Here is a 15,405-nt window from a genome sequence, read left to right as displayed (position 1 = left end):
GTCCCACCCTCCCCCGGGTGTTCTTCGGCCCCCGCGGGGTGGTCCGTCATTGGGCCACCCTGCGGTCTCTTCATTTCCTGTCCACCTAGTGGCCCGAGTCTAAAGTTCCTTGACGTAGGCGGCGCCCAGGCACGCACCTCGCGGCACCGGAGAAACAGCCACGATAAAGAGCATCGAGGCAGCTTCTCCGGCACCACGATGCACGCACCTGACCACCGCCTACTGTCAAGCAACTTCAGACTCGGGCCACTATCCAGCTGAAGTCCGACGTACGCTGGCTAGGTGACGCTGAGCCTGCAGACAGACCGGCTGCTGATCCGGGACTGGGAAGAAGACGACGCCGAGGCCGCGCTGGAGATCTACGGATCTGCCGACGTGGCGCAGTGGCTGTCGCCCGCGATCGACCAGGTGACCGATGTGGCCACCATGAGCATGATCCTGACCGCCTGGATCGAGGCTCAGCCGAACTTCGTCGTACCGGCCGGGCGCTGGGCTGTCGTGCGCCGCGACGACAACGAGGTGATCGGCGGGTTGCTGATCCGGCTGCTGCCGCCGTACGAGGAAGATCTCGAGATCGGCTGGCAGTTGCGGCCGTCGGCCTGGGGCAACGGGTTCGCGACCGAGGCCAGCAAAGCGTTGATGGGTTGGGCGTTCAAGACCGGCGACGTCGACGAACTGTTCGCCGTCGCGCGCCCGAACAACAAACGCGCGATCGGCGCCGCCCGCCGGCTCGGTATGGAGTGGGTCGGCGAGACGGACAAGTACTACGACCTCAACCTCCAGGTGTATCGGCTGCGTGCCTCGGAGTTCGGCGGCTGAGCCGGTAGCCGACCAGCACCAGCAACACCGCACAGAGCAGGTAGGAGTCCGCGACCAGCGTCTGTGGGGCGGTGTAGTCGAATTCCCGATCACCTGCGAACGGCAGCCAGCGCGGTAGCGCGAGCAAGAAGACCGCGAGCCAGCAGGCGGAGAGCGCCGTTCGCAGCGAGCGGAGCTTGCTGCGGTGCTGCCACGCGAGTGCCGCTGCCGGGATGACCCAGACCCAGTGGTTCGTCCAGGAGATCGGGGAGACCGCCAGTCCGGTGAACGCGGTCACCACGACGGCCTCGAAGCGCAGGCCGCGATCGTGCAGGCAGCGCGCGGCAAACAGCCCGACGGCTCCGAAGATCATTGCCGGGATCAACCACAGGGGGCCTGTCATGGGCGAGTTCTCGGTGATCCGGGCGATCGCGCCCCGGATCGACTGGTTGCTGATGTAGTGCGGCGGACCCACGCGGCTCGGGTCGAAGATGTACTTCGTCCAGAAGTCGACCGTCGTGCCCGGCGCCACCAGATAGGCGACCGCCATAGTGAGCGCCGTTGTCGCGCTCGCCACCAGGGCCTCGCGGTATCGCTTGGTGATCAGCAGGAAGACGATGAAGATCCCCGGCGTCAGTTTGATGCCGGTGGCAACGCCGACCAGGACACCGCGGAACCGCCGCGGGATCAGACCGAGCAGATCGACCATCAGCAGGGCCAGCAGGACCAGGTTGATCTGGCCGAGCCGGAAGGTCGACTGCACCGGCTCAAGGAGCAAAGCAGCAAACGCGAACAGTACGCCGGCCAGCGGCGGCCAGTGCAGCTTCTTGGCGGTCGCCCACCCGATCACCAGCAGCGACAGCGCTGAGACCAAGGTGATCAGTGTGCGGGCGAAGGGCAGGCCGATCGCGAACGGCGAGAACACCAGCGCAGCGAACGGCGGATAGGTGAAGCCGAGCCCGATATCGGGGTAGTAGCTGAGGTGTGCGGTGTAGATGTCCTCGCCGTTGACCAGGCCGCGGGCCGCCGCGTAGTACACCCCGAGGTCGTCCATCCGGGCGCTCCACGGATGCCAGTGAAGAAGGCACAGTACTGGCAACATTGTTGCCGCCAGCACCAGTGCCACTGTCGATCTGGAGCGCCGAACTCGCTGTAAAACAAGGCCATTCACCATAACTCGACGGTAAGGAGATCAGGCCTTGCCGCGAGTCGCCTTCAGGTGTGAGGTTTCGGCGGTGAATCGGTACGGCAGAGTGAGGTCGGGGTCAGACTTGAGAGTGACGCCGCCGGAACGCGAAGGCGTAGGCCGCCGCGAGCACCAGGATCGCTCCGACGATCGCGTAGGCGTTGCCGAGGAAGATCTCGAAGCCGTGCTGGTGCAGTTCCCGGTCGTCCATGCGCGGGCCGATCCACGGCAGGCCGAGCCCGAAGCTCAGCGTCGTCAGTACGGCGAGACCGGTCTGGAGCTGGAACGAACGGGACCGCGTTCCGCCGGCTCGGTGGGCCGCAACCACGCGGGTCCAGAGCAGGGCGGCCGCCGGGAGCGCCCAGACCCAGTGCGCCGTCCAGGAGATCGGTGAGACCAGTACGCCGATGGCTGCGGTCAGCAGGATCGATTCCAGGACGAAACCGCGGTCGTAGGCGCGCCGTACGGTCAGGAAGCCGACGACCAAGGTGGCGAGGACGGCGAAGATCCACAGCGGGCTGATGCCCTGCGCGCCGCCGGACAGCCGGTCGATGACCCCGCGCCACGCCTGGTTGGCGAACAGCGTGCTCGAGCCGGGGCGAGTCGGATCCAGAATGTAGGTGCCCCAGAAGCGCCAGGCCGCGTCCGGCATCGCGATGAAGCCGATCGCGATCGTCGCGGCAGCCGCTGCCGAGGCGGTCAGCGCCTCGCGGTACCTGCGCGTCACGAGCAAGTAGATGATGAAGATGCCGGGCGTCAGCTTGATCCCGGTCGCGACGCCGATCAGCACGCCGCGGAACCGCTTCGGCAGGTAGCCGAGCAGGTCGATCAGCAGGATCGCCATCAGCATCAGGTTGATCTGGCCGTAGTGGAACGTCGTCCGCACCGGCTCCAGCGCGAGCCCGGCCGCACCCAGGACGAACCCGATCGCGAGCACGTGCTTCGTGGACCAGCGCGGCCGGAGCTGCCGGACCGTCATCGAGCCGATGAGCAGCAGCACGAGCGCGTTGAGCGAGCTCATCAGCACTCGGCCGGCTCCGGTGCCCAGCAAGCCGAGCGGCGCCATCAGGAGCGCGGCGAACGGCGGGTACGTGTACCCGAGCAGGCCGTAGATGCCCTCGTGGGCGGTGTAAATGTCCTTACCATTCAGGACGGCCTGCGCAGCGGCGACGTACACGCGCAGGTCGTATTGCTCCTTCGTCGGCGGCCAAAGCGCCACGCAGAGCACCACAAAAGCCGCCGCGGTCAGGCTCAGCGCGAGGATCGGGCGGCGTGCGACCCGAGCGGCAACGCCATTGCCGACAGCCACGGAGGGCGCGGGTCGAACGGGAGTGATCGTCATGGTTTCGAGCATGATATCGGGGGTAGAGGGCGCACATCGCCATCAAGGCCCCACTGTGGTCAACGGAACGGATGACGCGCCCTGTCCGGGTGTCATACCTGAGAGTGACGGTTTTCGGGGCGTCCCAGCGCAACAATGGGCAGGTGTTGGACCTCTGGACCGAGCGGCGCGCCCTCTGGGTGGACGCGGTCATCGCCGTCGCCGCCCTCGTCAGCCTGCAGATCCACGCGGCTGACCCGGACACCGTCGGCTGGCCGTTCGCGCCGTGGTGGGCGCGGTTGCTCGTGATGGCGCTCCCCTTGCTGATCGTGATCCGCCGGTTCGTGCCGGAGGTAGCGTTCATCGGCTTGCTGTTCGCGGGTTACCTGGCAGGTTTCGTCGGCCAACCGCCCTGGCTCCTGTACGGCGGCGCTGTTCTGGCCCTGTGGTCCTTGGCCGGCAGTTGCCGGGTGCCGACCACGATCGCTGTCGCCGCGGTCCCGGCTGGGGGCCTGATCCTGCTGGACCGCCTGCGCGACGACAACCTGATGACGTTCATGTACTCGTTCCCCAACTCCTTGCGCGACCGAACCGAACTCTTCAATGCGCACGACGGAATCGCGTGGGACGACTGGTACACGCTCGAGCGGCGCCAATGGCCGTGGTGGTTGGCAGCCGCGACCGTGGCACTGGCAGTGGTGTTCCTGGTGATCCGGCATCGGACGCAAGCGGTGCCCGTGCAGCAACGCCGGGCCGAGCTCTGGGCCTTCCTGCGCAGCACCGACGATCAGTGGGTCCGGATGGTCCCGTTGGCGTTCGCTACCGCGGGTCTGATCCTGAACGAGGTCGGGCACGACCTGCTCCGCGGCGGCTGGTGGAGTGCCCCGAACTGGATGCCGTACGGCGTCGTGATCGCCGGACTGTCCCTCGCGCTCAGGCGTTGGCCGGCGATCCCGGTCGGCCTGCTGGCAGTCGCGAGTCTGATCGCCAACTGGCAGTCGTTTGGCCCGACCTTCAGCCTGTACGGCGCATTCGGTCTCGCGCTGTACTGGCTCGTCGTCTCGCCGAAGCGTGCTCGGAGCCTGCGCTGGACGTTGCCGGTGGCAATCGGTGTGCTGGCGCTGTTCCCGTTGATCACTCGGGTGATGCGGGTCAGGTATCTGCAACTGCTCTTCCCGCGGATCAAGAGCGACGGTTGGCACCACTCGTACAACGGCGTGCTGCACAACGAGACGTACGACGCCATCGCCGAGCACGACTGGCCGTTCACGCTCTCGCTCGTGCTCCTGGTGCCGATCCTGGCGGCTATTGCAGTCCGGCAATATCGGCGGAATCGCGTAGCGGACCAGCGTGAGGCCGAGCTGGAGCAGGTGGCGGAGGAGCTCGAGGCCGAGCAGGTTGTCCTCACCGAGCGCTCGATCATCGCGCGCGATCTCCACGATGTCGTCGCGCATGCGGTGAACCTGATGGTGATCCAGGCGGAGACCGGGCCGGATCTCGTCCGGCGCGGCGAGGTCGACGTACTGGCTGGGTTCCAGCGGATCGGGGATGCCGGGCGGCGGGCGTTGAGCGAGCTCGACCGGTTGCTGTCGACGCTGCGCGACGAGGACGGGATCGCCGATCCACAGCTCGCTCCCCAGCCGGGACTCGCCGATCTGTCACAGTTGGTTGCCGACGTGTCGAAAGACCACCTGCCGATCGAGCTCGACCTGCAGGGTGATCTCGAGACGCCGCCAGAAGGTCAGCAGCTGACGGCGTACCGGCTTGTGCAGGAGGCGCTCACCAACGTGATCAAACACGCGAAGGCGACCGGAGTCCGGGTCGCCGTGCGGAGCGAGGAGACGGGCGTGCGGGTCGAAGTGACCGACGACGGTGTCGGGTTCGACGTTGCTGCTGCGCGGCGCGGGAACCGGCATGGGCTGGCCGGGATGCGCGAGCGGGTCCGGATCGAGGGTGGGTCGTTGGACATCCGCAGTACGCCGGGGGCCGGAACGACTGTGGAGGCGTGGATTCCGGTGGGTGGTCGGCGGTGAACGATCGGCCGATCAAGGTGATGGTTGTCGATGACCAGGACCTGGTCCGGGACGGGATCGCGATGATCCTGGACGGGCAGCCGGATATCGAGGTCGTCGCGCAGGCGGTCGACGGCGCGGACGCGGTCCACAAGGCCGGCGCGATCCTCGATCTGTCGGTGGTCCTGATGGATGTCCGGATGCCTGTCATGGATGGGATCGAGGCGACTCGGCGGTTGGCCGGCGGGCCGCGAGTGTTGATCCTGACGACGTTCGATCTCGATGAATACGTGTACGACGCTCTGCGGGCTGGGGCGAGTGGATTCCTGCTGAAGCGGTCGTCGCGGGATGAGCTGATCAATGCGGTCCGGGTGATCGCCGGTGGGGATGCCTTGCTGGCGCCGCCGGTGACTCGTCGATTGATTGATCGGTTCGCCGACACCCGGCTGGATCCGGCGGTCGCCGCGAGCCTCGAAGTACTGACTGCCCGGGAACGCGAGGTCCTGGTGTTGGTTGCCAAGGGCAACTCAAATGCCGAGGTGGCCGAGGAGCTGCATCTGACCGAGCACACCGTGAAGACCCACGTCAGCCGCATGCTGGCGAAACTCGGCCTGCGGGATCGGGTGCAGGCCGTCATTTTGGCGTACGACGCAGGGCTGGTGACCGCCGGCCGGTGAGAAGTGGACAACGGTGAGAACTGGCCACAGCGACTCATTGACGGTGCTCAGGTAGTCGCCTGAAATTGCCGACGTGCTCACACTCGCCGCCGCCCTGATCACTTCCGTCCTGGTCGTCCCTGCTGCCGAGCCGGCCACCTACTACATCGACTCGGTTGCGGGGAACGACTCCGCTCTCGGGACCAGCGCCGCGACGGCGTGGAAGAGCCTTGCGAAGGTGAACGGGAGGGCGTTCCGTCCCGGCGAGCAGGTCCTCTTCAAACGCGGAGCGTCCTGGACAGGCACCCTCAACGTCTCGAGCGACGGAATCACCGTCGGCGCCTACGGCTCCGGCGCCCTGCCGAAGATCGGCGGGCCGGTGCTGACCTGTGTGAACATCACCGGATCGGACGTCTTCATCGGCGATCTACGGGCCAGCGGCTGCAACTGGGCCGGCTTCGAACTGTTCGGCGACAGCATCGTGCTTGACACCGTGCAGGCCGACAACAACGTCGCCGGAGTCTCGATCACCGACGGCTCGGACTGGAACGAGGTCCGCTGGAGCACGATCGTCGACAACAACAAGATGAGCGTCGACGACGACACCCATCCCGACGACGACTCCGGGGCGTTCGGTCTGCTCGTGCACGGCGACGACAACAAGATCCGGCACAACACCATCAGCCGCAGCTTCCACACCAGCCACGACTACGGGTACGACGGTGCCGCGGTCGAGATCTTCAACGGCGACCGGAACTTCGTCGAGTACAACCAGACCGCCGACAACGACACCTTCACCGAGCTCGGCCACGAATCGGGTGAGACCGCGGACGACAATGTGTTCGCGTACAACTCGGTCACCTCGACCAAACCGTCCGGCACGTTCCTGATCACCCGCGGCGCACAAAGCCACATCGGCCCGGTACGCCGGACGCTGGCGATCAACAACTCCGTCAACCTCCCGAACGGCGACGGCTGGAGCTGCGACCAGGGGTGCGGACCGGGCATCCTCAAGCTGCGCAACAACACCGTCAAGGTCGGCAAGAAGGTCGGGTACGACGACTCCTTCGACACCCACAACCCGGCCGATGCCGCCGACGAGGACCGCGGTGTCTACCAGGGAGCGGTGTACCAATTCACGCTCGGTGCCCGCTCGGTCAAAGCCGACCCGCTCTACACGAGCGCGACGGACCTACGCCTCAAAGCCGGCAGCCCCGCGATCGGCCGCGCCGAGAACCCCGGCTATGACGAAGACCTGGCCGGCAAGTCGCTCATCGGACTCACCAGCTGGGACTCCGGCGCCTACCAGCGCTGAATCAGCGGTCGAAGGTCTCGCGGGCGGTCTCGATGTGGTCGAAGTACTTGTGGGTCCACGCGCACATGCTGTCGACGGTCGCCCGCAGGCCTTGGCCGGCTTCGGTGAGGGTGTACTCGACCTTGGGTGGCACGGTCGGATAGACGGTGCGCTGCACCAGGCCGTTGCGTTCGAGCATGCGGAGGTTCTGGGTGAGCATCTTGTGGCTGATGCCGCCGACCTGGTTGCGGAGTTCGCTGAAGCGGAGCGTGCCGTCGCCGAGGGTTTCGATGATCAGGAAGGCCCACTTGTTGGCTACGTCGGAGAAGATCTCGCGGGCGAGCGAATCCGCCTGGGCGAGGTCGGTCTGGTCCGTCGTGGTTCCCATCTGGTGCCCCTGTCACTGAAAAGTGCGTTCTTCCGCCGTGCTCCACACTCTCTTATGGTTCCTGAGTAACCACAAGAGAGTGTGAGGAGAATTTCATGGGAATCACGATGCTCAACCCGGACGCGCTGCCGGCGGTCGACGTCTATCACCAGGTCGCGGTGGCGACGGGGAGCAAGTTGGTGTTCATTGCCGGGCAGGTGGCTTGGGATGTGGACAAGGATCTGGCTGCCCAGGTTGAGCAGTGCTACGTGAACGTGAATGCCGCAGTGACAGCAGCGGGTGGTTCCTTCGACGACGTGGCACGGCTGACGGTCTATGCGGTCGACTGGACGCCCGACAAGATGCCGGCGCTCCTTGAAGGCATCGCAAGAGGCACCGCGAAGATCGGTACGGCGGCTGCCCCGCCGGCCACGTTGATCGGGGTCGTCGCGCTGGACGTCCCGGAACACCTGGTCGAGATCGAGGCAACCGCCGTACTGAACTGACTACTTCACGCCATAGGCATCGACGATCGTCTGCTGCAGGCTGTTGCCCAAGGCATCAGTTCCGGTCACTCGCAGCGAGGGGGATCGGGTGGCGGTGACCTTCGCGGTGTACTGCCCGTCGCCGGTCCGCGTCAGCGGGACCTTCGTCCACGTGGTCCCGTCGGAGGAGATCTCCAGGCTCGCGGCGGTGATCGGGCTTCGGGCCGAGCGGGTCTGATGCCGCAGACCGAATGTCAGCGGCACCGCTTGCCCCGCCGGCACGCGGCCGAAGACATCCGCGGTCGGGAGATCGAGGTCGGCGGTGATCAGCGGCATGACCTCCGCGCTGCCGCCCTTCGAGGTCCACGTCCAGTTCGACCGGATCTCGGTCGAGTACTTCCGGGCGCTCTCGGCAGCACGCCGAGTGGTCAGCGACAGCTTGAACTTCGCCGGCTCGGTGGACAGGTCCGGCACCCAGACCGAGGTGTCGTTGGCAGTTGCGACCTCGACGCCGTTCCGTTCGAGGACGAGCGAGGCATCCTCACCGTTGAACAGCCCGGCTGTGTATTCCTGACGATGAACGAGCGGATTGATCCGCACGGCCAGCCGGCCTTCCTCGTCCCAGTCCACGGCGTCGCCGTTCCAGCCGAACCCTTCCTGCAGACCGCTGACCAGGATCGGCGCCATCCACCGGTACGACGTCTTTTCACCGGGCCGGAACGTGCGTGGCGACGACTCCTGGTGACCGGCCGTGCTCATCACTTCGCTGCTCCAGGCGATCGAGTTCGCCTGCACGTACGACGTTCGCGTTGCCGGCGTCGAGAGCTGCGTGAGCAGGTAGTTCGCTCCGAGCAGCGCCCCACCCGGCGCACGGCCGAGCCGCTGTTCCTGATAGCGGCCGCCCTCGGTGGAGTGGACGCCGAAGGTCTCCTGGACTGTGGCGAGCTGCTTCGGAGTCACAGTGACTGCAGTCTTCGCCGGGATCCGCCGTGGCGTCGCCTCCATCAGGTCATACAGGTACGGCGGCGCGGCGACTCCGGTGAGTTCCACCGGCCGCTTCTGATCCAGGACACTCTTCGCCGTGGCCCGGCTGCCCCGCATCACCGGCAGGTTTCCCGGCGTCTCGTCAGAAGCCCACCACAGGGACATCGCCTCCAGGCTGGGGAGATCCGGGTTGTACAGCATCGCGGCCGCAGCACCGGCGTCCGCTACGACCTTGACGATCTCGTGCAACTGCCGCTCGGTGCCCTCCGGTACGGCGATCACCGCCAGCTTCCCGCGGACATCGATCGGTTCGCCGGATGCCGCCGTACCTGCGTCGGCAGGTGTCAGCACCTTCGTGCCCGTGAATCGGGGCGCCCAGAAGACATCGCGCACCTCAAGTTGCGAGCCACCGACAACCTTGGCCCGGTACGGCGGGACTTCCAGCCGCGCGGTCATGGCGAACTCCGAGCTGCCGACCGACACGGCCCCACCCGGTACCGCCGACAATCCGAGCGGGGCGCTACTCGTGAGGGTGAGTTCGAATCCGCCGGCCATCAGGCCCGCGTTGTTCCGGAGGCTGTAGGAGACGGCACGTCCGCGGGGAGTCAGTTCTGGCTTGCCCTGAACGGATTGTTGGACAGGCTGCGCCTTGCGAGCGTCGAGAGTGACCGTGAGCGGTGCCTTGAGGTCCAGCTCGTCTGACGACAACAGCGTCAGCTCTGCGTTGCGGGCGTCGGTCGCGGCCTGTTCGAAGACGCTGGTCACGACGTATCGACCGGGTGGGAGCCGCAGCGTTGCGGTGCCGTTGCGCACGAAGAGATCGGACGGCGGGATCGGCACCGGCGAGCCGTCCACCCGGGCGAGGTTGAACTCGGCGGTGGCGGGCTTCCCGTCGCCGCCGATGCCCTTGATGGTCAGCGGATACACCTCCGCCTCGGCGTACCAGCCGAAGGTGGTGACGATCGGATCAGCGTCGGCCGCAGTCGCAGTGATCCGGCCGGAGAACGCGCCGGTGCCGGCAGCGGCCCGGTCTGCGGTGACGGTGACCGAGGCCTCGCCCTCGGCTGGGACGGTCAGCGAGGTCGCGCTCAGCCGAGGAGTTGCGGCGGCCGGAGTCATCGTGGCGGCCAGCTGCAACGTCACCGGGGATTTGGTCGGGTTGCGATAGGTCAGCTCGCGAGTGACTGGGTCCTTCGTCGGATGCGGCCAAGTCAGTGTGCCCAACTCCAGCTCTGCGCTGTCCACGCTGACGTCGGCCGCGGTCGCCTGATCGGCGTCAACTCGGCCTGCGCCTTCTTCGGACACACCTGCTTGTTGCGGGTCTGCGGTAGAGATCAGTCGAGCCTTGAGCTGCCCTGCCTTCCAGGAAGGATTGGCCTGCGCGACCAGCGCCGCGACTCCGGCCACGTGCGGCGTGGCCATCGACGTACCGGTTGCTGAGGTGTAGTTGTCATCGACCGGATTGCCCATGTCGGTGCCCGAAGCGCGGGCGGCGACGATATCTGTGCCCGGTGCGGAGATTTCCGGTTTGAGGGCGCCGTCACCGCTGCGTGGGCCGCGGCAGGAGCTGGGGGCGAGCGAGCCGTCGCGGACCAGGTTGCCGACCGCCAGCGCCTCGTCTGCTGCCGCCGGAGACGAGACCTGCGCGGGCTGCGAGGTGCGACAGTTGCCAGCAGCAACGACAAACAGAACCCCACTCGAACGGCTGAGGTTGTTCAAGGCCGTCGACAGCTCGTCGGTGCCGTCGGTCGGACGGCCGCCGAGGCTCAGATTCACGACCTTGGCGCCTTGCTGCACAGCCCATTCCATCCCCGCGATGATCGAGGAGTCCAGCCCGAACCCGTCGTCGCCGAGTACCTTGCCGTTGAGCAGCGTGGCGTCGCGCGCGACCCCGGTGTACTTGCCGGTGGACGCCGTACCGTTGCCGGCGGCGATCCCGGCCACGTGGGTGCCATGGCCGAAGTGGTCCGCGCTGTCGGCCGATTCGGAGAAGTTCTGCTCGGCCGTGATCCGGCCCTTCAGGTCGGGATGGTTGCCGTCGATCCCGGTGTCGAGGATCGCGACCTTCACGCCCTTTCCGGTGAAGCCCCGCTGCCAAGCAGCCGGTACGCCGATCTGCGGCACGCTCCAGTCCGTGCTGGCCTGGACTCGGCGGTCGAGTGTGACCCGGCGGATCGTCGAAGCGACCCGCGCATTCCCAGGGGTCAGCGAGCGCCAGAAGTCGCGAGCCTTCGACTTGTCCACGGTCGCGGCCCGCCCCCGAATACTGGTCAGGGCGCGGCTGGATGTCGTACCGGCTGGAGTCTTTGCTGCGGCGCCGGTGTATTCGACGATCACCGGCAAGGTCTTCGACTGGGCGTCGTCGCGGCGCTCGGCGAGCAGCGTGGTGATGTCGAACAGCGAGATGTCCAGCCGGCCGGACCGGACATCAGCAGCGGCGCTCGATGGTACGGCGATGGTGTGCCCGGCCGAGTAGTTGACGACCAAACTGGACGACGACCCGGGCTGCGCGGTGACGTGGTCCGGCTGCCCCGGGCGGCTGGTGACGTCGAGGCGGTCGCCGGTGATCAGAGTGATGGTGGTCGCCCGGCTCTCGGCCTTGGCGGGTTTGGGTGGGGCGGCGGTGGCGGACGGAGCGGCCGCGACAGTCAGGGCGACTGCCGCGGCCACCAGGGCAGAGATCGATCGGTGGCTCATGCCGTGTACTACGGGGTGTGGTCACTACCCGGTTGCATGGTCTATTTCAGGCCGTACGCCGCCGTGATCGTCTGGTGCAGGCTGTTTCCGTCGGCATCTTTTGCGGTGAGTCGGAGCGCGGGCGATTTGCCGCTCGCCGACGCCGGGTGGGTGACGGTCGCGCTGTACTTGGCGCCCGACCCCGTGAGCGACAGCTTCGTCCAGCGCTTGCCGTCGTAGGAGATCTCCAGTTTCGGCTTGGTGAACCTGGCCGTACTGCCGGACCCGAACTGGTGCCGCAGGCCGAGGTCGATCGTGACAGGTAGACCAATTTTGACCTGGTTGTTCCAGTCGGCCTGCGGTATGTCGAGATCGGCGAGTACCAGGGGCATCTGCTCCTCCTCGCCGCCCTTCGAGCGGAATTTCCAGTGTGACTCGACCGTGGTGGAGTAGCGGAACAGTGTCGGGTCGGGGCTGTTCGTCAGGCCGAGCGTGTACTCGGCGGCGTCCGGTGGGACCTCGACGAAGCCGCCGGGGGCGGAGTTGTCGGAGAAGATCTCCACTCCGTTGCGGTGGGCAACGATCGAGGTGTCGCCGGTGGTGGAGAACCAGGGCGAGTACTGGCTCGGACCGTGGCTGACCGTGCTGATCGTCATCTCCAGCCCGCCGGAGTGGCGACCGACCCGGGAGATCGGGCCGACGTCGGCGTCGGGGAGGCCGCTGTTGATGACCGGGGTCAGCCAGCGTTCGACTGTCTTGGTACCGGGCCGGTACACGCGGGGCACCCCGATCACGTTCGGGTCCCCGGCCTCACCATCGACGATGATCTGGCCGATCCACTTGACCTCGTTGGCCAGCACGTACGACGTCCGCTTGCCAGGGGTCGCGAAGTACGGCGGGATGAAGCCGTTCAGATCTGCTCCCGCCGGAGTGAGGCCGCTGCGGGTCTCGCCGGTCGGTAGACCGGTCTGGCTGCCGAACGTCTCGTCGACCGTTGCGAGCTGATCGCGCTTGACCGTGAGCTCGGTGTCAGCGGGCAGCCTGTTCGCCCAAGGGACCACCAAGTCGTAGACGTACGGCGTCGCGGCCGTGCCGGTGACCCGGACCGTGGTCGGGTGCCCGAGCAGCTGCTGGGCGTTCGTCCGGGAGATCCGCATCGCGGGGATTTTCGCATCGCCGGTCTCGCCGTAGGCCCAGAAGGAGAACATTGCGCCGTCGCCGGCCTTGCTCGGGTCATAGAGCATGACCGCAGCGGCCCCGGCAGCTTCGGCGCGTGCGGTGAGATCGCCGTTCGTCTCGGTCTGGTCGGAGCGGATCAGAGCGAGTTTGCCCTTGGCGCCGGCCAGCTCGGTCGGCGTACCGGCTCCGCCGTCGAAGACCTTCAGCTCCTTCTTGCCGGTGAACCGTGGCCCGAAGTAGAAGTCGAGTGCGGTGAAGGCTGCACCGCCGACGATCTGCGCCTGGTACGGCGGCAGTTCGAGCCGCTTGCCGACAGCGATCTCGGTGCTACCGGTCGGCTTCGCCGCGGTCCTGGTCGCCGCGAGGATCCGGCGGGCGCCGGTCTGGCTGGCTCCGTCGGTACGACGCCAGTTCGGGACGTCGCGGAGATGCGTCAGGCTGACTTCGCGGGGTGCGGCGTTGGCGGGCTGCCCCTGCGCACCCACGTCGAGGGTCTGGGTCTTGCGCCCGTCGAGGGTGATCGCAGTGGCCTTGCTGATCGCGAACTCGTCGCTCAGCACCAGGTCGAACCGGCCGGGTGCGTCGTCGGTCGCCGAACTGATCAGAATCGTCGAGACGTCGTACTTGCCAGGTGCGAGCCGGACCTTCGCGGTGCCGTTGACGAGCGGGACGCTGTGCGAGTCGCCGAGCTCCGGCTGCGGGCCGTCGAGACGGTTCACGGCCAGGTCGCCGTTGGCCGGTGTGCCGTCGTGGGAGATCCCGGTGACGGTCAGGTCGTAGACCTCCGGTTCGGCGTACCAACCGATGGCCGTGACGAGCGGGTCGGCACCGTCCGCAGTGGCAGTGATCCGGCCCGTGAACTTACCGGCGGCCTTGGCGCGATCGGTGGTGACGGTGACCTTCGCTGAGCCATTTGCCGGTACGACGATCTGGTCCGCGCTCAGCTTCGTTGCGGCGAGATCGACCGCCAGCTTCAGGGTGACTGGGGTGCCAGTCGGGTTGCGGTAGGTCAGGTCGCGGGTGATGACATCGGTCTGCGGGTACGGCCAGGTGAGTTTGCCCAGCTCCAGTTCGCCGGTGTCGACCGTGACATCGGCGGCCGTGGCCTGGTCGGCGTCGACTCGACCGGCGCCTTGCAGGTCGAGACCGCTGCCGGGCTGCGGATCCGCGGTCGAGATCAACCGCGCCTTGAGCGCATCTGCCTTCCAGTCCGGATGGGCCTGAGCGAGCAGGGCCGCCGTACCGGCGACGTGCGGGCTGGCCATCGACGTACCGGAGAGGGTGGTGTAGTTGTCATCGACCGGTTCGCCGCGGCTGGTTCCGGCGGCGCGGGCGGCGACGATGTCGGTGCCCGGTGCGGAGAGCTCGGGCTTCAGTGCGCCATCGCCCTTCCGCGGACCTTGGCAGGAAGTGTTGCTGGGCAGGCCGTCGCGCTGAAGGTTGCCGATAGCAAGTGCTTCGTCAGCGGCGGCCGGCGAACTGACGGAGCCTGGTGACGGCGGATAGCAGTTGCCGGCGGCAATGACGAAGAGCGCGCCGGTCGCCTTGCTGATCCGGTTGACGGCCTCGGAGAGCTCGTCGGTGCCGTCGCTCGGACCGCCGCCGAGGCTGAGGTTGACGACCGAGGCGCCCTGGGCGGTGGCCCACTCCATCCCGGCGATGATGCCGGAGTCGTAGCCGTTGCCGTCGTTGTCGAGGACCTTGCCGTTGAGCAGGGTGGCGTCCGGTGCAACGCCCTTGTACTTGCCGTTCGACGCAGCGCCGTTGCCGGCCGCGATGCTCGCAACGTGCGTGCCGTGGCCGTGGTGGTCGATGGCGTCTTCGGAGCCGCTGAAGTCCTCGGCCGCCGCGATGCGGCCGGCGACATCGGGATGCGTCGGGTCGATTCCCGTGTCCAGTACGGCGATCTTGACGCCCTTGCCGGTGAATCCGCGCTGCCAGGCGGCCGGGCCGCCGATCTGCGCGACGCTTTGGTCGAGACTCGCTTTGACCCGCCGGTCCAGGGTGATCCGGGTGACGGTCGAGGCGACCCGAGCGGCCTTGCCCGGTGCGAGCGACCGCCAGAACGTCTGAGCTTGGGAGACGCGGGTCGCGCGGGCGCCGAGACTGGCGAGTACGCGGCCTCCCGTCGTACCGGGGACTGCCGAGCGGGCCTTCGCGGCGCCGGCGTACTTGATGATCACCGGGGTGTTGTTGGTGGCGCCCTCGGTGATCAGGGTGGTGACGTCGAACAGGGTCCGGTCGAGGCGGCCGGCGGTGACATCGGCCGCGGCGGCGTTCGGGATGACGTAGGTGTGCCCGTTCATGGTGCTCGTGAGGGCTGCTTCCGACGCACCGCCCGGGCCGGGGATGAAGGCGGTGCGGACCTGATTGCCGGGGAGCGTGGTGACCCGGACCTGGTCGCCCGTGATCAGGGTGACCGTGGACTGGGTGGGGCGGGGTTGCGG

10 protein-coding genes are annotated in these 15,405 nt (G+C 67.2%); 5 read left to right on the top strand and 5 right to left on the bottom strand.

Translation table 11 applies throughout. From position 1 onward, the window contains the following. The first annotated feature begins 282 nt into the window (after positions 1 to 282). A complete protein-coding gene (locus E1263_RS37720) occupies positions 283 to 819 on the top strand; it encodes a GNAT family N-acetyltransferase (RefSeq protein WP_132176417.1) in 537 nt (178 codons plus the stop codon). Here E1263_RS37720 and E1263_RS37715 read toward each other — a convergent pair. Then, the gene (locus E1263_RS37715) at positions 773 to 1,852 is read right to left on the bottom strand and encodes a glycosyltransferase 87 family protein (RefSeq protein ID WP_165956887.1); all 1,080 of its coding nucleotides are present in this window, start codon (positions 1,850 to 1,852) and stop codon (positions 773 to 775) included. The two genes, E1263_RS37720 and E1263_RS37715, sit on opposite strands and share 47 nt — an antisense overlap. 211 nt (positions 1,853 to 2,063) lie before the next feature. Further along, on the bottom strand, positions 2,064 to 3,326 hold the full coding sequence (locus tag E1263_RS37710; RefSeq protein WP_165956886.1) for a glycosyltransferase 87 family protein: 1,263 nt from the start codon (positions 3,324 to 3,326) through the stop codon (positions 2,064 to 2,066). A gap of 143 nt (positions 3,327 to 3,469) precedes the next feature. Between E1263_RS37710 and E1263_RS37705 the strand changes: the two genes are divergently transcribed. The 3 genes from E1263_RS37705 to E1263_RS37695 all read left to right on the top strand — a co-directional run bounded on the left by E1263_RS37705 (position 3,470) and on the right by E1263_RS37695 (position 7,288). After that, positions 3,470 to 5,338, top strand: a complete 1,869-nt coding sequence (locus tag E1263_RS37705; RefSeq protein WP_165956885.1) for a sensor histidine kinase — start codon at positions 3,470 to 3,472, stop codon at positions 5,336 to 5,338. Then, a complete protein-coding gene (locus E1263_RS37700) occupies positions 5,335 to 5,994 on the top strand; it encodes a response regulator transcription factor (protein WP_475009305.1) in 660 nt (219 codons plus the stop codon). Before E1263_RS37705 ends, E1263_RS37700 begins: the two co-directional genes overlap by 4 nt. A gap of 73 nt (positions 5,995 to 6,067) precedes the next feature. Then, on the top strand, positions 6,068 to 7,288 hold the full coding sequence (locus E1263_RS37695; protein WP_238161919.1) for a hypothetical protein: 1,221 nt from the start codon (positions 6,068 to 6,070) through the stop codon (positions 7,286 to 7,288). Position 7,289: 1 nt separating this feature from the next. On the opposite strand, the gene E1263_RS37690 is transcribed toward E1263_RS37695, so the two are convergent. Continuing rightward, entirely contained in the window at positions 7,290 to 7,655 is a 366-nt protein-coding gene (locus E1263_RS37690; RefSeq protein ID WP_132176407.1) for a winged helix-turn-helix transcriptional regulator, read from the bottom strand. 95 nt (positions 7,656 to 7,750) lie between these two features. On the opposite strand from E1263_RS37690, the gene E1263_RS37685 reads away from it, so the two are divergent. Further along, the gene (locus E1263_RS37685; protein ID WP_132176405.1) at positions 7,751 to 8,140 is read left to right on the top strand and encodes a RidA family protein; all 390 of its coding nucleotides are present in this window, start codon (positions 7,751 to 7,753) and stop codon (positions 8,138 to 8,140) included. Here E1263_RS37685 and E1263_RS37680 read toward each other — a convergent pair whose 3' ends face one another. Together E1263_RS37680 and E1263_RS37675 are read right to left on the bottom strand one after the other, a co-directional pair. Then, positions 8,141 to 11,800, bottom strand: coding sequence for a S8 family peptidase (locus E1263_RS37680; RefSeq protein WP_132176403.1), 3,660 nt, complete (start codon positions 11,798 to 11,800; stop codon positions 8,141 to 8,143). Between the two features lie 41 nt (positions 11,801 to 11,841). Next, positions 11,842 to 15,405 (bottom strand): S8 family peptidase (locus E1263_RS37675; RefSeq protein ID WP_132176401.1); only part of this gene is annotated, 3,564 nt, incomplete at its 5' end.

Source organism: Kribbella antibiotica (assembly GCF_004349055.1).
GTDB lineage: Bacteria > Actinomycetota > Actinomycetes > Propionibacteriales > Kribbellaceae > Kribbella > Kribbella antibiotica.
The sequence above is the reverse complement of the archived record's forward strand: the minus strand, read 5'-3'. Positions and strand labels throughout refer to the sequence as shown.

Bases quoted from the DNA above. Each gene is read 5' to 3' on its own strand.
- E1263_RS37715 (WP_165956887.1), bottom strand. From the start codon at position 1,852: ATGGACGACCTCGGGGTGTACTACGCGGCGGCCCGCGGCCTGGTCAAC.
- E1263_RS37710 (WP_165956886.1), bottom strand. From the start codon at position 3,326: ATGACGATCACTCCCGTTCGACCCGCGCCCTCCGTGGCTGTCGGCAAT.
- E1263_RS37690 (WP_132176407.1), bottom strand. From the start codon at position 7,655: ATGGGAACCACGACGGACCAGACCGACCTCGCCCAGGCGGATTCGCTC.
- E1263_RS37685 (WP_132176405.1), top strand. From the start codon at position 7,751: ATGGGAATCACGATGCTCAACCCGGACGCGCTGCCGGCGGTCGACGTC.
- E1263_RS37680 (WP_132176403.1), bottom strand. From the start codon at position 11,800: ATGAGCCACCGATCGATCTCTGCCCTGGTGGCCGCGGCAGTCGCCCTG.